The sequence below is a fragment of the Psychrobacter okhotskensis genome (genome assembly GCF_965638355.1).
Classification (GTDB): Bacteria; Pseudomonadota; Gammaproteobacteria; order Pseudomonadales; family Moraxellaceae; genus Psychrobacter; species Psychrobacter okhotskensis.
The window spans coordinates 2,234,717-2,257,601 of the sequence record NZ_OZ281822.1; the positions used below are offsets into that span (position 1 = coordinate 2,234,717).

Annotated in this window: 16 protein-coding genes and 1 pseudogene; 11 read left to right on the forward strand and 6 right to left on the reverse strand. The window is 45.0% G+C overall.

Annotation, left to right across the window (positions count from 1 at the left end; genetic code table 11):
* The first annotated feature begins 66 nt into the window (after positions 1-66).
* Together ACSUPM_RS09295 and ACSUPM_RS09300 are read left to right on the forward strand one after the other, a co-directional pair.
* On the forward strand, positions 67-267 hold the full coding sequence (locus ACSUPM_RS09295) for a hypothetical protein (RefSeq protein ID WP_101211734.1): 201 nt from the start codon (positions 67-69) through the stop codon (positions 265-267).
* A 26-nt stretch (positions 268-293) separates the two neighbouring features.
* A complete protein-coding gene (locus tag ACSUPM_RS09300; protein ID WP_352288074.1) occupies positions 294-779 on the forward strand; it encodes a hypothetical protein in 486 nt (161 codons plus the stop codon).
* A 154-nt stretch (positions 780-933) separates the two neighbouring features.
* On the opposite strand, the gene aroC is transcribed toward ACSUPM_RS09300, so the two are convergent.
* Positions 934-2,037 (reverse strand): chorismate synthase, encoded by a 1,104-nt coding sequence (gene aroC / locus ACSUPM_RS09305; RefSeq protein ID WP_025653042.1) that lies wholly within the window; start codon positions 2,035-2,037, stop codon positions 934-936.
* Positions 2,038-2,113: 76 nt separating this feature from the next.
* A complete protein-coding gene (gene prmB, locus ACSUPM_RS09310) occupies positions 2,114-3,289 on the reverse strand; it encodes a 50S ribosomal protein L3 N(5)-glutamine methyltransferase (protein WP_025653041.1) in 1,176 nt (391 codons plus the stop codon).
* A gap of 526 nt (positions 3,290-3,815) precedes the next feature.
* On the opposite strand from prmB, the gene ACSUPM_RS09315 reads away from it, so the two are divergent.
* Positions 3,816-5,216, forward strand: a complete 1,401-nt coding sequence (locus ACSUPM_RS09315) for a L,D-transpeptidase family protein (RefSeq protein WP_037026291.1) — start codon at positions 3,816-3,818, stop codon at positions 5,214-5,216.
* Positions 5,217-5,513: 297 nt separating this feature from the next.
* On the opposite strand, the gene ACSUPM_RS09320 is transcribed toward ACSUPM_RS09315, so the two are convergent.
* Positions 5,514-5,726: a hypothetical protein gene (locus ACSUPM_RS09320; protein WP_025653040.1), complete on the reverse strand. Its 213-nt coding sequence runs from the start codon at positions 5,724-5,726 to the stop codon at positions 5,514-5,516.
* 309 nt (positions 5,727-6,035) lie between these two features.
* On the opposite strand from ACSUPM_RS09320, the gene ACSUPM_RS09325 reads away from it, so the two are divergent.
* The 5 genes and pseudogenes from ACSUPM_RS09325 to ACSUPM_RS09345 all read left to right on the forward strand — a co-directional run bounded on the left by ACSUPM_RS09325 (position 6,036) and on the right by ACSUPM_RS09345 (position 13,467).
* Positions 6,036-7,925, forward strand: coding sequence for a DUF389 domain-containing protein (locus tag ACSUPM_RS09325; protein WP_101211732.1), 1,890 nt, complete (start codon positions 6,036-6,038; stop codon positions 7,923-7,925).
* 155 nt (positions 7,926-8,080) lie between these two features.
* The gene (alaS, locus tag ACSUPM_RS09330) at positions 8,081-10,756 is read left to right on the forward strand and encodes an alanine--tRNA ligase (RefSeq protein ID WP_025653038.1); all 2,676 of its coding nucleotides are present in this window, start codon (positions 8,081-8,083) and stop codon (positions 10,754-10,756) included.
* A 342-nt stretch (positions 10,757-11,098) separates the two neighbouring features.
* The gene (locus tag ACSUPM_RS09335) at positions 11,099-12,385 is read left to right on the forward strand and encodes an aspartate kinase (protein WP_101211731.1); all 1,287 of its coding nucleotides are present in this window, start codon (positions 11,099-11,101) and stop codon (positions 12,383-12,385) included.
* A 371-nt stretch (positions 12,386-12,756) separates the two neighbouring features.
* Positions 12,757-12,924: pseudogene (gene csrA / locus ACSUPM_RS09340) on the forward strand (carbon storage regulator CsrA); the annotation flags it as partial.
* Between the two features lie 168 nt (positions 12,925-13,092).
* Positions 13,093-13,467, forward strand: coding sequence for a HopJ type III effector protein (locus tag ACSUPM_RS09345; RefSeq protein WP_037026278.1), 375 nt, complete (start codon positions 13,093-13,095; stop codon positions 13,465-13,467).
* Positions 13,468-13,731: 264 nt separating this feature from the next.
* Here the strand turns inward: ACSUPM_RS09345 and ACSUPM_RS09350 are convergent, their stop codons facing one another.
* Together ACSUPM_RS09350 and ACSUPM_RS09355 are read right to left on the reverse strand one after the other, a co-directional pair.
* A complete protein-coding gene (locus ACSUPM_RS09350) occupies positions 13,732-14,043 on the reverse strand; it encodes a YeaC family protein (RefSeq protein ID WP_101211730.1) in 312 nt (103 codons plus the stop codon).
* A gap of 38 nt (positions 14,044-14,081) precedes the next feature.
* Entirely contained in the window at positions 14,082-14,990 is a 909-nt protein-coding gene (locus tag ACSUPM_RS09355; protein ID WP_051395167.1) for an NAD(+) kinase, read from the reverse strand.
* 393 nt (positions 14,991-15,383) lie between these two features.
* Here ACSUPM_RS09355 and ACSUPM_RS09360 point away from each other — a divergent pair, with 393 nt between their 5' ends.
* The gene (locus ACSUPM_RS09360; RefSeq protein WP_025653033.1) at positions 15,384-16,106 is read left to right on the forward strand and encodes a Bax inhibitor-1/YccA family protein; all 723 of its coding nucleotides are present in this window, start codon (positions 15,384-15,386) and stop codon (positions 16,104-16,106) included.
* 118 nt (positions 16,107-16,224) lie between these two features.
* On the opposite strand, the gene ACSUPM_RS09365 is transcribed toward ACSUPM_RS09360, so the two are convergent.
* Positions 16,225-19,059: a heavy metal translocating P-type ATPase gene (locus ACSUPM_RS09365; RefSeq protein WP_025653032.1), complete on the reverse strand. Its 2,835-nt coding sequence runs from the start codon at positions 19,057-19,059 to the stop codon at positions 16,225-16,227.
* Positions 19,060-19,463: 404 nt separating this feature from the next.
* Here ACSUPM_RS09365 and mrcB point away from each other — a divergent pair, with 404 nt between their 5' ends.
* Together mrcB and ACSUPM_RS09375 are read left to right on the forward strand one after the other, a co-directional pair.
* The gene (gene mrcB / locus ACSUPM_RS09370; protein WP_025653031.1) at positions 19,464-21,941 is read left to right on the forward strand and encodes a penicillin-binding protein 1B; all 2,478 of its coding nucleotides are present in this window, start codon (positions 19,464-19,466) and stop codon (positions 21,939-21,941) included.
* A 33-nt stretch (positions 21,942-21,974) separates the two neighbouring features.
* Positions 21,975-22,841: a tetratricopeptide repeat protein gene (locus tag ACSUPM_RS09375; RefSeq protein WP_025653030.1), complete on the forward strand. Its 867-nt coding sequence runs from the start codon at positions 21,975-21,977 to the stop codon at positions 22,839-22,841.
* Positions 22,842-22,885 lie beyond the last annotated feature (44 nt).

The window sequence follows — 22,885 nt, forward strand, 5'->3', positions numbered from 1 at the left end:
TTTCTATCTCTTTATTTTATGATGCTGTTATTCAAATTCGTCATCAACAGTAAAAGTAGAAACACTATGAAAAACCTTATTAATCAAACCCAAGTTCTAGAAAACTGTTTAGGCGGTAGTCGTCATTTTTGCCTACAAGCGCTGTCATGCGAAGGTATTGATAGTATTGATTTTGGGCATTGGCTAGCCATTCCTAGTCAGCAATTACTTCTGGTGTTTCGTCATCAGCAATGTGTGGCGGTTAATGATTATCCATTGCTTGCTTAAATCACTAAGTGCCCAATATGGTTAACATGTCATCACTAAACAAACCACTAAAAGTATTACTACTATTTCTTGTAGTATGGTTTATTTACAGCGAATTTTTTGCTACTCATATTAAATTAATCAATAAAACAAACTATGATATTTACTCAGTAAAAGGCGAGTATCTTTCTAAAAGCACAGACGTAAGCTCAGAAGAGATAGATAAACAACAAAGGTTAGTTATCACACCTAAAAGTGAGGAGCAGTATTCAATTCGTTTTAGCGCGCAAACAGCAAATCACCCAATAGACATCTCAATAGGTTGGGATACGCGCGTATATGATAATAATGGCGACCGTATCTCAATGATAGACAGTCAAGGTAGCTCCTTCATATTTTCAGAAGATGGCTTTTGCGACTACGACATCATTATTCATGAGCAATACGCCGAAGCTAAAGGATCTAACAAGAATTTTTGTTATAGAAGAATACTCTTACATTCCGCTAAAAATATCATTGTCACAGAAGGGTAAATAGCTTCAAGATATAAAAGCTGAGTGGTAAAGTGCATTACGGTTAGATCACTAAATAGCTTATAAGTTCTAAAATAGAAAAGTCTTTTACCTTATCAATGAAATCCATCAACAGGGAAAAGACTTTTCTTGAATAATTAGCGAAATCAAACCACTAAGTAATCGATTCTACTGGTGGCTTTACATCCGCATTTTGACCGCGATGGCGCAGATAGTGATCTAGCAAGACAATGGCTAACATGGCTTCTGCAATCGGCGTGGCACGGACACCCACGCAAGGGTCGTGGCGACCTTTGGTTAGCATCTCAATTGCTTCACCCTCTGTATTGATGCTCTTGCCAGCGGTAGTAATACTAGAGGTTGGCTTGAGCGCGATACTGACCCGAATATTTTGACCCGATGAGATACCGCCCAAAATACCACCAGCATGATTGGCAGTAAAGCCGTCCGGCGTCAGCTCATCACGAGAGCGATGACCAAACTGCCCTGCGACCGCCATACCATCACCAACCTCAACGCCTTTGACAGCATTAATACTCATCATTGCATGAGCAATGTCCGCATCGAGGCGATCAAATACTGGCTCACCTAAACCGACTGGAACACCGCTAGCAATAATCTCTAGACGGGCGCCGCAGCTGGTGCCTTCTCGGCGCAAGCTATCTATCAAGGTTTCAAAACGACTGACGGCATCAGCATCCGCACAAAAGAACGGGTTGCTATTGACAAAGTCCCAATCGATTTGCTCGGGGTTGGTGACCTGACTATATTCATTACCAATCTGCGTCACATGGCCATGAATTTGTACGCCCAAGCGATCTTGCAGATACTTCTTAGCGATAGCGCCCGCCGCCACGCGCATTGCAGTCTCACGCGCCGAAGAGCGACCGCCACCGCGATAATCACGAAAACCATACTTCATACTATAAGTATAATCGGCATGACCGGGACGGAAGGTGTCTTTGATTTCGCTATAGTCTTTGGATTTTTGATTGGTATTACGAATCAGCAGACCAATAGAAGTACCTGTGGTTTTGCCTTCAAATACACCAGAGATGATCTCAACTTCGTCAGACTCGCGGCGCTGGGTCGAGTACTTAGACGTGCCCGGCTTTCGGCGATCCAAATCAATCTGCAAATCTTCTGCGGATAATGCTAAACCCGGTGGCACGCCATCAACGATTGCCATGAGACCGGCACCATGCGACTCACCGCAGGTGGTGACCGTAAAAACTTGCCCGATACTATTGCCTGCCATATTTATCCTTAAACAAGTAAACGTAACTTATGCTTATTTGATCAATCGTTTGTAATTTTTGACTGCTAATTTATACTTATTTATGACTGTCTAACATCTGCACAAAAGGAGCGAACAGCTGACGATGTGCCATTAGCTCATCATAAGTAATCGCAAACACCCCATGACCACCATGAGCGAACTTTAACCAGTCAAACTGAATCTCAGGATAGGCTTGCTTTAACGCCCACTCACTATCACCCACTTCACAGACCAGTAAGCCTTCTGGACTGAGATAGTCTGGCGCTTCAAAAAGAATGCGGTGTACCAAGTCCAGTCCATCTTGACCAGCTGCTAGCGCATGCTCAGGCTCGTATAAAAACTCTGGTGGCAAGTCTGCCATGATAGCAGCATCGACATACGGCGGATTGGTAACGATCAGCTCGTATTGATTTTCAGCAGGAATCTTGGCAAACAGATCCGACTCAATCACATTCACTTGATGGCCAAGATCATGATGATCGACATTGACCATCGCCACTTCAAGCGCGCCTTTATCAATATCTACAGCATCGACCAAGGCATCGACGAAGCGCGTCGCCAAGGCAATAGCAATACAGCCAGAGCCGGTGCATAAGTCTAAAACACGCTCAGGCTGTGATAGCTGCTTGACATCCAAACCATGATCATAGAAGGCAGTAGCCTTATCATTGACCGTCATACCCAGTGGCTTCGCCAGCTCATTGACATCAAAATACGGATGGAACTGTTGACGTATTAATTCTGCTACAGGCGAGCGCGGAATGAGCACGCGCTCATCAACATAAAAAGGCAAATCACAGAAGTAGGATAAATTGATCAAGTAGCTTAAAGGCTTACGCTCAGCGATACGCTCTTCTAACAGGCTCAATACCAATTGCTTCTCTGACGTGGTCAGCCGGCAGTCTAGAATCTGCTCATTCGCGGACCAATCTAACGACAACGAGTGCAATACAATCGCTGATGCTTCAGCAAACTCATCTGTCGTGCCTTGAGCCACGACCACATCATAGTTACGAAGTTGAGTGACCGAAAAACGTATAAAATCACGAATACTAACCAGTTGCTCGCGCGCTTCTTCGAGCTCTGCATGCAAGTTGGCAAATTCATCGTGCTCACCGAGAAGGCCTGTCTTCAAATCGTACTCCATCTCACCGTCCAAGCCCTTAGGCTCAGTCTCATTGAAGTATTGGTTTTGAAACTCTTCTGCGCTCATTGTTTGGTCTTCTGACATATCGCACCTTGCTGATTACATGTTCACTGACTACATGCGGATGGGTTAAATCGCTCTCTATAAAAAGCCGACTTATTAAATAATAATCTAGCCCTACATTATAGACGCAAACACTAGGTTGCGCCAATCACTGTGTTTTTTAGTTTACTAAAAACAGAAAAACACTGAGTGTATTGAGTTAGGCCATGTTCTCATGTTAAAAATGGTCATAAAAATGAGATAAATTGCCGTCAAACGAGGAAAATAGCACAAATAATATCGAGATATTAATCAGCTGTTTGACGACGTTTGGCAAAGTTTAGCCATTTTTAGCCCATTTAAACACAAGCGCTTGGATTGAAAACACGCCCTAGAATCTAGCAAAAATCCATACACACCATGGCTAAATTATTGCCCAACTGTAGTGAATACGTCAGCAGTTGACGTTTAGTACTATATAGGTATAAAAATATGTGTCAAAAGTTTGCGAAGCGTCTCAATTATGCGCATAATAGCCGCATTAGTAGCAACCACAAGTAACTTAAATATGATGAAAATAAAGCCTCTTATTACCGCCATATCTATCGTAGTCGTTAGTGCCAGCGTGAGTGCGCTTGCCGCCACCGCTGATAATACTCGCTCATTGCCAGTACGCACATCCGACTCCATGCCTAGCCTCGCTAAGAAAGTGAGCCTTGATGTGCAAGAGAATCGTAGCCGCTCAGTCGATGGTCGCGCTCCCGCCACTACTGCTAAGCCAGCTGACCGCATGACGCAATTGATTGATTCAAAGCAAGGCCAAAAGCCGATGGCAGCCGCTCAATCGAGCACTGCTGATAATATGAGCGCAGAAGAGCTGACTCGTAAAGATGAGCAATCTGACAGCACTGATGATATTAGTGAAGGTCAAGCCGTTGCCGCCCCTAGCGATGTCTCATCTATTGACTCCTCTGACCCTTTGTCTTTTGAGTTACCTGAAAGCGAAAAGCGTCAAGATTTTAGCGATGACCCTACCATCAAAAACATCGAAGACAAAGATGGTAAAAGATACACCACGCTAAACTTGTCCAACTATGCCAAACAAGTCAATGATGCCGTCTGGTCACCAAGCATGAAGGTCAACTCAGCGATGACTATTAAAATGCAGGCATTACTCGATTGGAACCATGCTTCACCGGGTCCTATCGATGGCGGCTGGGGTATGAACAGTAAAAAAGCCTTGATCAACTTTCAAACCATGAAAGGTTTGCCAGCAACCGGCAAAATGGATCAAAAAACATGGAATGCCTTAATCAAAAACATTCCTGCCAATAAGCCCGTGTTAGTGACTTACACACTGACTGAAGATGATCTCAAAACCAACTTCGCGCCTACCCCTGCTGGCTCAGAAGCGAAGTCGAAAATGAAAGGTTTGTATTATCAAGATATCAAAGAGATGCTGGGCGAACGCTTCCACATGGACGTACGCTACTTAGATAAGCTAAATAAAAATAAAGCTTACCAAGCTGGCGAAACCATTACAGTCCTTAACACCCGTGGACCGCTGAATCAGCGCATCAACCGCGTTGTCGCCAATAAAGCAGACAAAACATTGTACGCCTACAATGATGACAAATTGGTCGCCACCTACCCAACGACTATTGGTAGCGATGCCACACCGTCTCCACAGGGTACTTTCAAAATTATCAACAAGGTAAAAATGCCTTGGTATAAAGCGACTGTCGGTGACGGTGCTCAGAAAAAGGTTCATATGCTGCCACCAGGACCGAACAACCCTGTCGGTGTTGTATGGATGGGCTTGTCTAAACCGTCTTATGGTTTGCATGGCTCGCCAAAACCTGAAGGTATCAGCCGTCAAGCATCAGCAGGTTGTGTACGTTTGACTAACTGGGATGTACTAGAGGTGTATGCCAACATTGAGAATGGCGCAACCGTTGTCCTAAAATAGTTTAGTTTAACAAAATGCTCAATGAAAAAAAGACCCTGTTAAGAGGGTCTTTTTTTATGACTGAGTTTCACTCAATTTTTAGATACTTACTATCAGAGAGCAGCAAAACAGCTTCCTAAAGCAGCGTCTTATTGGCGCTTTTCTTATGATACATCCACGCTTACTCTACAAAGTAAGCTTTCCGTATTTAACGTGCCAATGTAAAGTAACGGTATAAAATAACGATGTAAAGCACTCGCTTAGAACATCAATTTAAAATATAACCCGTAAAGTAAAAATTGCCCACTGCCCTATGACTTATACTTTATAGCCTTCCTCATTACCAGTGATGCTGCCTACTTTTTTGGTAAAGTACAATCCTGCAGGAATAGAGATCAAGATACCTGCGGCTACTGCCATTTGGATATGTGGAATCTGATTAAACCCTGTAACCAAGGCGCCAATCATGAATACGCCAATGGTGACGGTTGCTGCTATGGAGTAGATGACAGAAAATAATGGCCAGTTCATAATTTATTCCTCATTTTTGTTGTGGGTATACTCCCTTTATACACTAAATCCACAAGGAAAGTAAGTATTTAATCCAAACCTTTAAGCCAGTTATAACGGGTGACTCAGCATAAAAGCCTTGTTATAATAAGGGAATTATCTGCAATATTATTTATCGTAAAAAATCGTAAAGTATGATGCTTTTATCAGTATTAGTTGATTTTCCATCCGCTTACTTCTCGCCTGCCTAGTCGCAAAAAACTCCTACGGTTTTCTACATTTATCATTACAATAGCGACTTTCTGTCATTCGCTAAGAAAGTTTTTCACTATGACCTTATCTAATAAACAGTCAGCTGTTGAGTCAGCAACGACAAAAGATGCCTTAGACCAGATTGATGCTCAGCAGGTGTCAGAGTCTATTGCTAATAATAATGCAACTGATGAAGCTAATGTCGATGAAATGTCGTGTCCAAATGATAAAATCCAGACTCATAAAACCTTGGATAATGAAACCTTAAACAATGAAAATCCAAGCAATACTGAAAGCGACATTGAGCAAAATGACATTGAGCAAGACGGCATTGAGGAAAATGATCTAGGTGCTCAACATCCTGAAGCTAAAGTAAAGATGGAGTCGCTTGGACCCGATGTGGTAGTGGCGAGTGTTGAAACATCGGAGCCAGAAACCCAAGCATCTGGCGACATGGAAAAAACAGAAGTTGGCGCGTCAAATGCTGATGATGTAGAAAAGCAAGGTACTGAAGATAGTCAGGAAACCCTAGTTGATGAAGCCACCGTTGAAGCAGAAGCTACTGACGATTCTAGGGTGCTAACCGACGCTAGCAAAACAATTGACCATGAATCCACGGCGGATGCGACGGATCCCAAAACAGACGAAAGTATGTCCATACAAGGTACAAGTGCAGAAAATACAGTAGAACCTGAAACACTAGTCACGCCAGCCTCCAAAGGAAAAACGCAGCCCAATGCCAAAGCGTTGACTGCTACTGAAAATGAATCTAAAAATGAGTCAAGCAAAGATGATGCACTAGAAAAAATGCCTAACGACGAGGCAGAGAATAACGACAAAGAAGAAGAGAAAGAGAAAGAGGACGAAGTCAAAGAACAAAAAGAAGCCAAACTGGAGTCTTATAAGCAGTTTGTTGCCGAGCAATTCAGCAACCAAAAGGTAGACTATCCAGAAGTACGAGTCAGAATCGAGGCCAACGCTCTGCCTAGCAAAATGTATTTCATTATGAATATACTTTCTGCCATCATCGCCAGTTATGGGTTGGTAACCAATTCAGCTGCCGTGGTCATTGGCGCCATGTTGGTTGCCATGATGTTAGGTCCCATTACTGGCATAGCATTAGCGATTATTGATCATCGTATGCCATTGCTACGTAAATCACTGATTACGGTTATCGTCGGCGTATCATTGGTCGTACTGGTCGGCTTCGTCGTCGGTTGGCTGCACAAAGATCAGCCATTAACGACAGAGATACTATCGCGCACTCAGCCGACCTCGATGGATTTGATGATTGCCTTAGCAGGTGGTACTGCTGGTGCTTATGCGATGGTATCACCGCACCTATCAGTGGCAGTGGTCGGCGTAGCAGTAGCAACCGCTTTGGTGCCACCACTGGCTGCCAGTGGTATTTTATTTGCCAATGGCGAGATTCAGCTAGGCTTTGGCGCCTTACTGTTAGCTGTTACCAACATTATTGCCATCCAATTTACCAATGCGCTTGTATTATGGCTTTTAGGCTTTCGTCGTTTGGTCAAGGACGACTACAAATCAAACACCTACCTGACTTTTTTGCAACGTAATGCAGTGACCCTATTGTTGTTAGCAGGGTTGGGCACTTATTTAACTATTAATCTACAAACCAACGCCAAGCAGCAAGTCTTTGAAAGCAGCGTCAAAGAAGCCATCAACAGCTACTTTATTGATAAGGGTAACGTACTGACCAATACTCAGTTTGATACCTCGAAAGAAAATAAAGTCGTACGTGCGGTCATTCGCGGAGAGACGACGCCTACCTCATACGATGTACGACAAATCGAAACTGTCATTACCCAAGATATGGCAGAGAATTTCCCTGAGTATTTACCCATTAAGCTACAGCTGCGCTACTTGCCAGTACAAGTCATTGAGTCCAATCCATTGATACAAGACAAACTCGACAAGACCGATGCGGCGATTTTGACCAATTAGCTTTTATGCGCTACCAAAACCATCGACTATTTAGAGACGCAGAATAACCTAGCAGTTGTAACTCTTGTACCAAGAGCTTGGGCGTTTGTGCTAAAATCGCTTGCAAAATTATTTTACTTTATCTATTCAATTCTATCCGTCAGTAAGGAGCCGCTGTGAGCCAGCCATTTCGCTCAGCCGATATTCGTCAAGCTTTTATCGATTTTTTTATAAGCAAGCAGCATACCCCTGTTTCTTCATCTAGCCTAATTCCGCACAATGACCCGACATTGCTATTTACCAATGCCGGTATGAATCAGTTTAAAGAAACGTTTTTGGGCATGGAGCCGCGTGATTATACCCGTGCAGTAACCTCGCAAAAATGCGTAAGAGCGGGCGGCAAGCATAATGATTTGGACAATGTTGGCTATACGGCGCGTCATCACACCTTCTTTGAGATGCTGGGCAACTTCTCCTTTGGCGATTATTTTAAGCAAGCGGGTATCGAGTACATTTGGGAATTTTTGACATCCGATGAATGGTTGGCTATCGATAAAGATCGTCTATATGTGACCATTTATGAGACTGACGACGAAGCCTTTGATATTTGGCATAAAGACATCGGTATTCCTAGCGAGCGTATTATCCGTATTGGTGATAATAAAGGCGCGCCTTACGCATCAGATAACTTTTGGACGATGGGCGATACTGGCCCTTGTGGCCCTTGTACCGAAGTGTTTTATGACCATGGCGCAGACATTGAAGGCGGTTTGCCCGGTACACCCGAAGAAGATGGCGACCGCTATATCGAGATTTGGAACTGCGTCTTTATGCAGTTTAACCGTCAAAAAGACGGCACCATGTTGCCACTACCTGCTCCTAGTGTCGATACTGGCATGGGGCTTGAGCGTATCAGCGCTATCATGCAAGGTGTGCATGGCAACTACGAAATCGATTTATTTGTGCACTTGATGGATGCCGCTGCTGAGATTTTAGACATTGAAAATCAGCAGCAGTCGTCGCTAAAAGTCATCGCTGATCATATTCGCGCTGTTTCATTTTTGATTGCTGATGGTGTCACGCCAAGTAATGAGGGTCGTGGCTATGTGCTGCGCCGCGTCATTCGCCGTGCCGTACGTCATGGTAATAAGTTGGGCGCTGATAGTGATTTCTTTTATAAGATGGTCGCGCCACTGGTCGCTGAAATGGGCACTGCCTATCCAGAGCTAAAAGACAAACAAAGCGTCATCGAAAACGCCATTCAAAAAGAAGAAGCGCAGTTTGCCAAGACATTGGCACAGGGTTTACGCTTGCTTGCCAGCGAACTTGAAGGCTTACAAGACGGCGATACCCTCTCTGGCGAAGCCGCCTTTAAACTTTATGATACTTATGGCTTTCCGCTTGATTTGACCGCCGATATCACTCGTGAACGCGGTATTGTAATCGACGAAGCGGAGTTTGATGAGCACATGCAAGCACAACGTGAACGCGCCCGTGATGCTGGCAAATTCGATGTTGATTATAGCAGTGTCATTCAAGTAGACAACCCAACGACATTCATCGGCTATGAGCAACTTGAAGAAAATGGCGTGACTGTTAATGCCCTTTATCAAGATGGCAATCCTGTCGATAGCTTAAGCGAAGGTATGGAAGGCGTTATCGTCCTTGACCGTACGCCGTTTTATGCTGAAGGTGGTGGTCAAGTCGGTGAGTTGGGTGAAATTCGTAGCGCATCTGGTGTTTTTGAAGTGCAAGATACCAAAAAATCCGGGCAAGCCATTATTCATCATGGCGTCGTGACCATGGGTGATATCAGCACTAAGCAAACAGCTGACGCCCAAGTTTTATCTAGTATCCGTGCTGCTAGTGCCAAAAACCATTCGGCCACTCACTTATTGCATGCCGCATTAAGAGAGGTATTGGGTGATGAAGTCACACAAAAAGGCTCGCTGGTCTCAAGCGACGTGCTACGTTTTGACTTCTCCTATGATAAGCCCGTCACTGCTGCCGAGATTACACGTGTAGAACGTCTCGTTAATGAGCAAATCCAAGCCAATACCCCAGCCCGTATCGAGCATATGTCTATCGATGAAGCGATGAAGCAAGGTGCCATGGCACTGTTTGGTGAGAAGTATGGCAATGACGTTCGCGTGCTTACTATGGGCACCGACAGCATTGTCGATGGTCAGCGTCAGCCCTTCTCTATTGAGCTGTGTGGTGGTCTTCACGTGCAGCGTACGGGCGACATTGGTGTCTTTAAAATTACTAGCGAATCAGGTATTGCCGCAGGTATCCGCCGTATTGAAGCCGTCACAGGTATGAATGCCATAAAAAACATTCAGCAAAGTGAGCAACAACTCAGCGAGCTTGCCAGTCAGCTAAAAGTAAAACGCCCTGAAGTGGCACAGCGTGTCCGTACTATGGCGGATAAGCAGCGCGACCTAGAGAAGCAGTTAGAGCGTTTAGAACAGAAAATGGCCAGTGCGCAAGCCGCTAACTTGCTTGATGATGTGCAGACTATCGCCGGTACGCCAGTTCTTATCAGCACCTTAGGCGGTGTGGATGGCAAATCAATCCGTACGCTGATGGATGATATCAAATCCAAACTGCCTGATAGCGTGATTGTATTGGTTGGTGATAAAGACGATCAGCTAGCCTTAGCCGCAAGTGTCGCAAAGTCTGTCACTGCTAAAGTAAAAGCCGGTGATATCATTCGTCATTTGGCAAGTGAGCTTGGCGGTAAAGGCGGCGGCAAGCCCGATTACGCCCAAGGCGGCGCACCGAAGTCTGGCAACAGTAAAGCAGTCATTGACGCGCTACCCGCTTGGATAACTACCCAGCTTGGTGAATAAGCCATTTAGCTGACTGCCATTCAGTGCGTTAAACGCCATTAGTATGGGCGAGCAGCAGGAATGATACGATTGGTTATACGCTTTATAACCAATCGCCATATATCTAATCCGTACTGACACTTAACCTTACAAGCCGAGTATGGTATAAAGGTCGACGTTTGGGCATATCCTTAATTCCATTCATATCGCTCATTCAGTTTAACGCAGGCACCATTGGATAAACAAAAGGCATAGGGCGCAACTCTTATAATACGGCTTTATCTACGCAAGCATTGATTGACAGATACATTGCTGCTTATCGATGATAATAAAAGGCCATTAATGAATAATAGGTAGATTTTTATGGCGTTAATAGTACAGAAATACGGCGGCACCTCGATGGGCAGTATCGACCGCATCAAAAACGTCGCCAAACGAGTTAAGCGCTGGCATGATAATGGTCATCAAGTGGTGGTCGTTGTCTCTGCCATGAGCGGCGAAACCAACCGTTTGATTGATCTGGCACGCCAAATTAGCACCCAGCCTGATCCTCGCGAATACGATCAAATGGTCTCAACGGGTGAGCAGGTCTCTATCTCGTTACTTGCAATGGCCATCAAAGATCTTGGTATTGGTGCTCGTTCATTCACTGGTCGTCAGGTCGCTATTAAAACTGATAGCTCATATAATAAAGCCCGTATCGAAAGCATCGATGATAAAAACATTCGTGAGCAATTAGATGCTGGTAATATCGTGATTGTGGCTGGTTTTCAAGGTATCGATGAGGATGGTAATGCAACGACGTTAGGTCGCGGCGGCTCTGATACGACAGGTGTTGCGATTGCCGCAGCCTTGGGCGCAGATGAATGCCAAATCTATACCGACGTCGATGGTGTCTATACCACTGATCCACGCGTCACCTCAAAAGCCAAAAAGCTTGAAAAAATTACTTTTGAAGAAATGCTGGAGATGGCGAGCCTAGGCTCAAAAATCTTACAAATTCGCTCAGTAGAATTTGCGGGTAAATATGGCGTACCGCTACGCGTCCTCTCTAGCTTTGATGAAAATACCGATGGTAGCTTTGACGACGACTTTAAGAACAATGTCGGCACCCTAATTACGATAGACGAAGGAGACAATATGGAACAGGCAATCATCTCAGGTATCGCTTTTAATCGAGACGAAGCAAAAATAGTCGTGCGCGGTGTGCCCGATCACCCTGGCATCGCCTCTGCTATCTTGAGCCCTATTGGTCGCGCCAATATCGAAATTGACATGATCGTGCAAAACCTATCAACCAATGGCACCACTGACTTTACCTTTACGGTCAATCGTACTGACATGGACAAAACCATGAAAGTGTTAAACGATGAAGTCAAAGACGAGATTGGTGCCAAAGAAATCTTGGGTAACAGCGAAGTCGTCAAAGTTTCTTTGGTTGGTGTTGGTATGCGCTCGCATGCTGGGGTTGCTAGCCTCATGTTCCAAACCCTCGCAGAAAACAACATCAATATTCAAATGATATCGACCAGTGAAATCAAAGTATCTGTGCTTATCCAAGAGCAGTATCTAGAAAAAGCAGTTAAATCACTGCACACGGCATTTGGTCTTGATCGTGAAGATGGCGACAGCAAAATCGCTGGGCTATAATTTATATTAAAACCATTAAAAATATAGACATAGCATTAACAGTTATCGATTACATCAGCATCAATTACTTTCAATAATGTGTTTATCCAAATAGGGTCTTTTTAGATCCTATTTTTATTTTTATTATTGTTCTGATTGGTATATACCTAATAGTTTTGTGAAAACCCGTGACAGTATCTGTTATGCCCCCTATAATGGGGCTTTCATTTGGGCTAAATGAATCTACCTATCATTACCGCTATTCGCCTAACGTTAGACATAGTAGCTTGTAAGCTAAATACAAGGTGTGTTTAGTGCGGCGGTAATGTCCTGTAATTGAGAAGTAATCTGATGAGTAATAATCTGTTGATGCGACATAAGGAGTGTGACGCATGTTAATTTTGACACGCCGCGTGGGCGAAACATTAATGATTGGTGACGAGGTCAGTGTGACTGTCCTAGGCGTTAAAGGCAATCAAGTGCGTATCGGTGTTAATGCGCCAAAAGACATTGCTGTACACCGCGAAGAGATTTACCAACGCATACAGCATGAGCGTTCGGTACAATCACAAATGCAGCATCTTGAGCAAGGCAGTTTTGCGCCTTCCTTTGATGATGAAGACTATTTTAATCGCTAAGCTGAGTCTTAACACCTAACCACTAATAATCATTGAGCACACACCAAGCACCGTACTTTGCTTTTTAATCTGCTCTGAGGTCATTTATTTATGAGTATTCGCCAATCAGATGTATCGGCTCTACTTAATGGTTTGAATAAAAAAGCCATTGGATTCAATGATGTCATCAGTTTTATTGATGATTTTTATCGTTATGCGCCCGCCCCTTTCGTTAATGGCATGCAGCACAATGCCGCTGGCGAAAACGAAGGCAGTGCGAAAATTTTTGGTTTTGCCAAACACCATGGTCTCAATCAATTAGACACGCTAAAGCTATTTGGTGAACATTATACCAAAGTGCTAGAGACGCCTAAAGGCACTGATCATGCCAATATCCGCAATTTTTTGCATTGGGGTTGGCAAGGGTTTTTGATGCAAAAGAATCCATTGACGGTCCGTCCAAGTGTTGATACGACTGCGCTTTAATCATTTTTAAGCACAAAAAAAAGCCACGCTATATAATATAGCGTGGCTTTTTTATTGAGCCTTTCAATCTTATCTTTAATATAAGTGAAAAGCACTGTCGATACATGACGCACTGCTGATATCCATTTTCTTGCTTGCTATGCCTGTGCAGACAGAGGCGACAAAAAAGTGATATCAGCAATACCGTCGCGTTTTTAGGGTATTTTGACTATAGCTGCTTTTATTGTAGTTAACTACGGCTACTCTAATTCACGACCATTCTGCTTATTTATCACGAAACTTAACTGGCTGGATAGCGCCCTTAGTATTGGGCATATTGGGATAATGATGTTCGTGCTCGACATCACATTCAGCACCGACGATTGAGCCATCGTCCTTTACAGGTTTATGAATATAACCGGTACGCTCGGCCGCAGGTAGATGCTCATGCTCCCAAACCATTACCGCTTGCATACAAGTGTCGCGCTGCTCAGGGGTTAATTTACGGCCATCTGGCCATTTGCCAAGCTCAATGGCCATACGGAATTTATCGACCACGTCTGGTGTTAGCGTTGCTAATATTGTTTGCTTATCCATCTCACTCTCCACGACTATTTTTTATACGACAACTGCTTTTATTCATCATCCATAATATCATCATCGATATCAAGACTGAATTCTTCGGCATGGACGTTCCAGTGTAGTTTGGTACGGCACGCCTCATAAAAATCAAATCCTGGAGGATGTAGCAGCGTTAGCTTATCAGGGTGCTTACGAATATAAAGCCGCTGCTCTTGGTCGAGCGGTATGCTGGGCTTGCCATCTGCACTAACCATCGGCTGCGTGCGATTGTCCTCATGGATGCGAATACAAACTTCGCTATTGCCACTGACTACAATCGGACGACTGGACAAGGTATGCGGATGCATGGGCACCAGACATATTGCATCCATACTCGGATGGATAATAGGGCCACCACCAGATAGTGCATAGGCTGTGGAACCAGTAGGCGTCGCCACAATCAAGCCATCGCTGTGCTGTCTATAGACATCGTGACCATCAATTTTCATCTGAAAATCAATCATATGTACTGACTTACCAGCATGCAATACGATGTCATTGAGCGCCATATCTTCATGGATAATATTTCGCCCTTCTCGTATTTCCATCGTCAAGAGAAACCGATGATCCAACTGATAATCGCCCATCAATACTTGACGCAATTTAAAAGCAGCTTCATCAGGTTTGACATCAGCTAAAAAACCAAGGCGACCACGGTTGACACCCAAGACTGGCACGCGATAACGAGCCAGTGCTTCAGCAGCATGCAATATAGAGCCATCACCACCGACGACGATAACCAAATCACAAATCTCACCAATTAAGCTACGCTTAACGATTTTGACTTTTTCGATCTCAGTAAGATCCAAGGTTGGTAGATGGGCAGTTTGCATGTCCATTATCAGGGTGAGATTCATCTCATTGATCGTTTGGGCAATCTGCACCAGACTTTGGGTGACGCTGCGCTTGCCTGCGCGCCCCATTAATCCAATACGCCGAAACGCTGGATTTTTGATGGCGTGGAACAGCTCTGATGCATGTAAGTGTGGCAATCTTTCGGACTGCGCGGAGTTTTCCATAAAACGACTCGGAATAACGGTAAAATACAGGGCAATGATAGCGATAAATGAGCGCTTAAACTAGCATGTTTTATCAATTATCGTTGTTAACTGTCGTAATCAACCCCATATAACAACCATTGCACGCCCATTTATGGCCTGCTTACCGCGCTACTGAGCATCCCTAGCTAGTCCAAATAATAAGTCAGATGATGGTTGCGTCAATCCTTGACAGCCGTCACGCAAACACAGTTGACAATAACCAAGCTTTTGCTAAAGTAGCAGTAATTTATATCATTTTTAATTAAGGACATATGTATGGCCAATCCTATTGTCAGTCGCGCAGAGCTTGCGATCGGCGGTCAGCCGATGACCGTCAAAGGTGTCATCCAAAAGACCAGCTTGTTGCTTGGTTTATCTGCTATCACTGGTGTCGGCTTTTTCTTTTATGCGCTGATGGCAGGTTTATCGCAAGGTTTTATTACCATGGCGGCCTTTGGTAGTATGTTTGCCGCTTTTGGTCTCGCGATCTTTATCACTTTTAAGCCACAAAAAGCCAAAACTTTCGCGGTCCCTTATGCGCTCTTAGAAGGTATCTTCTTAGGCGGCATCTCGCTGTTTTTTATGAGAATGTATCCAAGCGTGCCAGTGACTGCAATGTGTGCGACCTTTGTGACAGCAGCCGTTATGCTAGGGCTATATCGCTCTGGTCTCGTTAAGGTAACGCAAAAATTCCGCTCTATCGTCACCTCAGCGCTTATAGCCATCATGCTCGTTTATGTCGCCCAGTGGGTTCTTTCTTTAGCGTTCGGTTCGAGCTTACCTTTCTTATTTGAAGGTGGCGTTATCGCTATTGGCTTCAGTTTATTTGTGATTGTTATCGCTTCTTTTACGCTATTACTTGATTTTGATAACATTGATCGCGGCGTAGCAGCTGGTGTTTCTGAAGACTACGAATGGTTATTTAGTATCGGTATTCTTGCGACGCTAGTATGGATGTATATCGAATTTATGCGTCTGCTTAGCTACCTACAAGACTAATCTATAACTGGCTAATAATAATGATACCTAAAATAAAAACCGTCTTTTGCTAAAGGCGGTTTTTTTATATTTGAACCAAAGTAGGTATTATATGCAGATAAATACCACGTATAAGAAACTAAGCACGTTTTAGACGCAGCGCATTTAATACCACAAATAATGAGCTAAGCGACATTCCAATGGCGGCAAGCCAAGGTGGGACATAACCAAACGCGGCAGGTAATAATACGATACTGTTATAAGCCAGTGCCCAGCGGAAGTTTTGTTTGATAATGCGTTCCGTTTTATCCGCGATACGCTTGGCGGCCGTGATGGCTTCAATCTGTCCATTAAGGATGATGCTATCGCTTGACACCTGCGCCAAATCTGCCGCGCCAGCAATCGAAGTCGACACATCTGCTGCTGCCAACACGGGCGCATCATTAATACCGTCACCAACCATCAGCACGACTGACCCTTGTGCTTGCAGCTGCTGGATATGATTGACCTTATCTGTTGGTGACAGACCATTATATGCCGCCTGCATGCCCAAAGTCTCCGCCATGACCAGCGCCTGCGGACTGGGGTCGCCCGTCAGCATCACAGACTCAATACCTAAGCCTTTGAGCGTATCCAGCATTGAGCGGGCATTATCACGTACTTTATCGCTAAAGTAAAAGCACGCCAGCGCTTGCCATGTGGTTGAGGAGCTTGTTTGACAAGACAACACAACCGCTGAGCTGGCACGCTGGCTCAGTAAATCGATCGTTAAATCATTGTCTGCCTTTGCACCAGTAGCACCTTTATCCAAAGCAAAGTCTACATGACCAATACGATATAGAACGCCATCAATCATGGCTTCTACCCCGCCTGCTGGATAATGCAGCAAGGCTTGAGTGGGCGGCAGATGTAATTGATAAGCGGCGGTCAGTAGCGCATGAGCAATCGGGTGACGACTGCCTACTTCTAAGGCCGCAGCAATGGCTAAGAAACGGTCTTTTTGCAAAGGCAACGCGCTTGAGTCATCGTTTTCATCTTGGCTGAACGATTTTATTAGCTCAATGTTCAGTAAGTTTGGCTTGCCATAAGTCAATGTCCCTGTTTTATCAAAAGCCACATGCGTAATCTCTGCTAAGGTTTGCAGCGTATGACCACGCGTGGTCAAAAAGCCATAGCTGGCCAATCGATTGGTAGAGACAGTCAAAGCAATCGGTGTGGCTAGTGACAGCGCGCAAGGACAAGTCGCCACTAAGACTGCAACCGTTGCCCAAATAGCTTGGCTTGGATCGACAAAATACCAGCCGATAAATACCAATGCTGACAATACTAAAATCCGCGCCACAAACCAACGAGCCAGCTTGTCCGCTTGCTGTGCCAGTTTGGGCTTTTCACTCATGGCACGGTTCATCAGCCGATCAATTAATCCAATCTGACTGTCTTCTGGCAGTGCCGTGACCAGCATCTCAAACGGCTGACTGTCGTTTTGTGCGCCGCCGACGATATAGTCGCCTTGAGACTTGATGATTAAATCACCCTCACCCGTCAGCAGACTTTGGGAGACGGTCGCAGTTGGACTAAGCAAAATACCATCGCTGATAATCTCAGAGCCAGCCTCAACCATGATGATGTCACCCACTTGCAAGCTTTGAGCGGTCACCATCTGTTTTTGTTCTGCACCATACACTGGCTTTAACAAATCTGGCTTTAATAGGTCTGGTTGACGGCTGGTTTGTTGCCAGTCTTGAGCTATACGATTGGTTATTTGATGAACATTGGCATCCATACTCTGCATAAAATTGGGTGTATACTTCGTTGGAGCGCTGACTGCGGCACTTATTGCACTATCAGCACCTGTCTCATGAACTGCCTGATTAATAGCACTCGTATCTACTTTATCAAAGGCATTTTGTTGTAACTGCTGCAAAATGAGCGCAGCGTCTCCTTTGTTTTCAGCAATTTTTTGTACTAAAACTGGCTCTACCACTACTAAGTCATTGGCCATCGTCGCCGCTTTTAGACGAGCATTATACTCGATATAACGCCCTGCCAATAAGAAGAAAATAAACATGCTGACCGAATCATAATAGGTCTGACCGTTTCCAGTAATGGTGGCGTACAAACTGGCGAAAAATGTAACAATCAAGGCGATACTGACCGGTACATCCATATTGACTTGGCGCGCGCGAACTGCCGACCATGCAGACGTAAAGAACGGTATGCCCGCATAAAAGAACACGGGAATACTGACGAATAACGACACCCAACGCAAAAAATCGCGCTGTAATATCAACATCCCACTATATTCACCAAAATATAGCGCGACCGCATACATCATTGCTTGCATCGCACCAAGTGCAGCGATTCCTAGGCGTAGCAGCATCTTGTTATTGTGCTTAGCCAGCATTGCCTCATGGGTATCTTGACGGTAAGGCTTAGCTTCGTAGCCTATTTCATTGATAATAGCTAGAATACGGCTGATAGGCAGCTTACTCTCGTCCCAAATGACGCGCATACGCTGATTGGTCAAATTGACCTGACACTTATTGATACCATCAATCTCATAAAGACGCGATTCGATAAGCCACGTACAGGCAGCACAGCGCAAGTTGTTAACGGACAATTCTGCCACCGACAGACCATCTTGAGCGTAGACGAACTGTGATTTTATCTCATCATGATCATAGGCTTCGAGGCGCGTCAGTTGGGTAGGCAAACTTGCCGTACGGTTGATTTCCGAACGATCAAGATAATATTGCTCAAGCCCTGCCTCGACGATACTTTGCGAGGCCAACTGACAACCCATGCAGCACATCTCACGGGATTTACCCAATATATCGGCATAAAACGGCGGCTGCGGTACTGGATCGCCACAGTGGAAGCAATGACCAGCAAGGGGCAGTACCAACCCTTCGGTGATAGAGTTGTCTTCATAATAATGGCTGGAGGTTGGTATTGGTGAGGGGGCACTAGACATAATCGCGCTTACTTCCTTTAGACAGGTTTGCTCGAACCCAATTCACTTTGAGAAAACTTGCTATCATCAAATATGCCTAATGTTATTTAAAACAGCTATTTTAAATAAGCTCGACACGGCTAGCACAGATAGAGAATCAACCGCTAATTCATACAAAAAACATCGTTAGAATAATCGTAAATTGTTATCTTATATGGCACTGATAAAGCAAATTAAAAGCGCGCTGTGTTTTCGTATAAACATCGCTGTCAATAGATCGATTATACTATAAGCCGGTGCTGTGAACAGCATAACCCCTCACAGAGTCATCCCACTGAATGCCTGAGTTGATGATGATAGATTGAAAAATTTGTCAATTTGCGTCATTATGAGGCAGTTTTTTATCCCTAAATGGTGCATCATCCGTGCAAAAATCTAATTCTAAGCGACCAATCTCCAAGCTTCCTTCGTCATCTACGTCTGCTATCAGCACGCTACCCTCACAGCAGCGCGGCTTGGTCTTTAGTAGTATTTTATTAATTGTCATTATCGCTGGCATGGTGCTATTGGCGCTGTATTTGATCAAGCTTGATCGCACCATTACCCACAAGTTCGAAGGTAAGCGCTGGGATATTCCTGCCAAGGTATACTCGCAGCCACTTGAGCTTTACCAAGGTGCCAGCGTCGATAACAGCACGATTAAGACATGGCTCGAGCTGCTTAATTATCAAAGCAACAAAGCCTATGATCGCACCGGTACCTATCGTAAGTCTGGCAATACCTATTATATCCATACGCGCGGTTTTACTTATAGCTCCAACGATATAGACACTGAGCAAGTCATCAAAATGACGATTGCTGGTAATAAGATTGAGTCGATTCAAAGCACTTTACCGGCTAAGAGCGGCATTATTCGCCTTGAGCCGGTTAGTATTGGCGGTATTTACCCAGACAGCAATGAAGATCGTATGGTCGTCTCTTTAGATGAGGTGCCACAGCCATTGATTGATGCATTAATAGCCACGGAAGATCGCGGCTTTTATGAGCATAAAGGCGTATCGATACGCGGTATCGCCCGTGCAGTCATTAATAATTTCTCTGGCGGCTCTAGACAAGGTGGTTCGACCATCACCCAGCAGCTGATTAAAAACTTTTATCTGAATTCAGATCGCACCCTAAAACGCAAAGCCAATGAAGCCCTAATGGCTGTGTTACTTGAGCTCCATTATAGTAAAGATGAAATTCTACAAACGTATCTGAACGAGATTTACCTAGGACAAAACGGCAACCGCTCTATTAATGGCTTTGGTTTGGCAGCGCAGTTCTATTTTAATCAACCGCTGAACGAGCTGCGCTTAGACCAGCAAGCCTTGCTCGTTGGTATGGCAAAAGGCCCGAGTGTCTATAATCCACGTCGCCATCCAAACGATTCAAAAGCACGTCGTAATGTCGTTCTTAGCAACATGCTAGCGATGGGCACGCTCAGTCAAGCAGACTATGATAAAGCCATAGAGAGATCACTGGGTATCGCTGACAAGCCTGTCGAAGGCAAAAGCCAATTTCCTGACTTTCTCGATATCGTCAAGCGTGAATTGAATACCGTCTATTATTCTGATGACTTAAAAAATGAAGGTCTGACGATTATTAGTACGCTCGACCCTATTGCCCAATTAGCCGCCGATAAAGCAGTCGATAAAAAACTGGGCGAGCTCCGTCGTAGCAGCAGCAAAACCAAAGATTTACAAGGTGCCTTGGTCAGTGCCAATCCAGAGACTGGTGAGCTGGTCTCTGTGGTCGGTAGCGGCAGTGAATTTACGGGCTTTAACCGCGCCGTCGATGCCAAGCGTCAAGTGGGCTCTTTATTAAAACCGATCATTTATATGACAGCGCTCGAAAGCGGTCGCTATAATTTGGCAAGTTCGGTCGATGATTCACCAGTTACCGTCAACCTAAATGACGGTACGAAGTGGAATCCACAAAACTATGACAAGCGTGATCATGGTTATGTCCCCTTTACCACTGCACTGTCTCAGTCTTATAACCAAGCAGCGGTACGCTTAGGCATGGAATTTGGGATCGATACTTTTGCCAAGCAGCTACAGCGTATGGGTATTAAAGAGAAAATATCGCCTTATCCTTCTGCATTATTAGGATCGGTCAATCTTAGCCCAATGGATATGCTTGGCGTCTATCAAGTGTTTGCTACTGGTGGCTTTCGCACGCCCATTCATAGTATTCGTAGCGTCATTGATGATCGCGGTCGTATCTTGCAGCGCACTGGACTCAATACACAGCGTAGTATCCCGCCTGAGACCAACTTTTTGACCAATTACGCGCTACAGCAAGTGGTCGCCAGCGGAACGGCTAAACGAGCACAGTCGCTTGGTAGCAACCTGAATCTCGCTGGTAAAACAGGGACCACAAATGACTATCGCGACGCTTGGTTTGCTGGTTATAGTGGTAACTATGTCAGCGTGGTTTGGGTCGGTCGTGATGATAATAAGCCAATCGGTCTGAGTGGTGGCACAGGTGCATTACCAGTTTGGGTCGACTATATGAGTCGCTTAAAATTGACGCCAGTATCACTACCTGAGCCGGAAGGTATTGAGTGGTTATGGCTTGAAAACAATTCTGGTAAGCTATCAAATGAGCGCTGTACTGATGCGCGCTATTTGCCAGTAATGTCAGCACATTTGCCCGAAGAAGCCAGTAGTTGTGCCATCGGATTGTATCAACAAGATCGCGCTCAAGAACAGAGTGAGCAAGGCGCTATCAATCAGCAACGCCGCCGCGAAGGCTTAGACATTCCAAATGGCGAAGCGGTTGAGACCGAGAGCCAAGATGATAATGATGCGCAGGGCGGTGCCGATACTTGGTACGACCGTGCGGTTGAATGGTTCTAACATTGTTTTTAAAAACTTAAAAAGGGGCTTAACATGGTGTCATCTATACAGCAAAGCGTATCCGTTAAGCAGGACATTATTAGCACGGCTAAAAAGAATACCCTAGCGAATACGGTCCTTGCTGCTGGTGCGCTCGTTGGCATAATGAGCTTGAGTGCCTGTCAAACGGCGCCCATTACTGCGACGAGAACAACACCTGCTCAAACGATGCCAGCAACACAACGTCAAGAGACAGCAGCGCCTTCATCGGTTACCAACGTAAAACCTGCGACTCAAGCGCCGATTATTGATCACAGGGGCTATGGAGAAGGCGACGATAATGATGAAAAAAATGACTACCCTATCCAGTCTGATGCGCCGTCTGGCCCATCTTCAGCGACAAACCCATTAACGCAACAAACTCCAGTGTACACAGCGCCTAACTCCCCATCCAGTCCTGTGTTTTCACAGCCCGATGCCGTAATCATTACGCCGTCCCGTGATGACTATATAATTTCTGAACCTTCAATACCGTCGCACAATGACCTATTAGAGCGCGCGCGCCAAAACTCGCAACAACGCAGTCAACAAGCGGCTACTAACAACAGTGACCTGCCAGCATTTCGCAATCTTATGCAAACAGGGATTGGTCAGTTAAAATCAGGCAAGCTGACCAATGCTGAGAGCAGCTTTACCCGCGCCCAGCGCCTCGCGCCCAAATCCTCAGCGGTGTATTTTTATCTGGCACAAGTCGCTCTCAAAAAGAACCAACCGCGCAAGGCAGAAGCCATGGCTCGCCGTGGTCTTAGCGTCTCGCAAGATGCCAATCGCAGACGCGCGCTCTGGCAAATTATTTTGCAATCAGGGCAAGCGCAGGGTAACTCACGCGTCATCAATGAAGCAAAGCAAGCACTGCGTTAGTATCAAGACATACCGAAGTGAGTAAATACTAAGTCTATAACTTG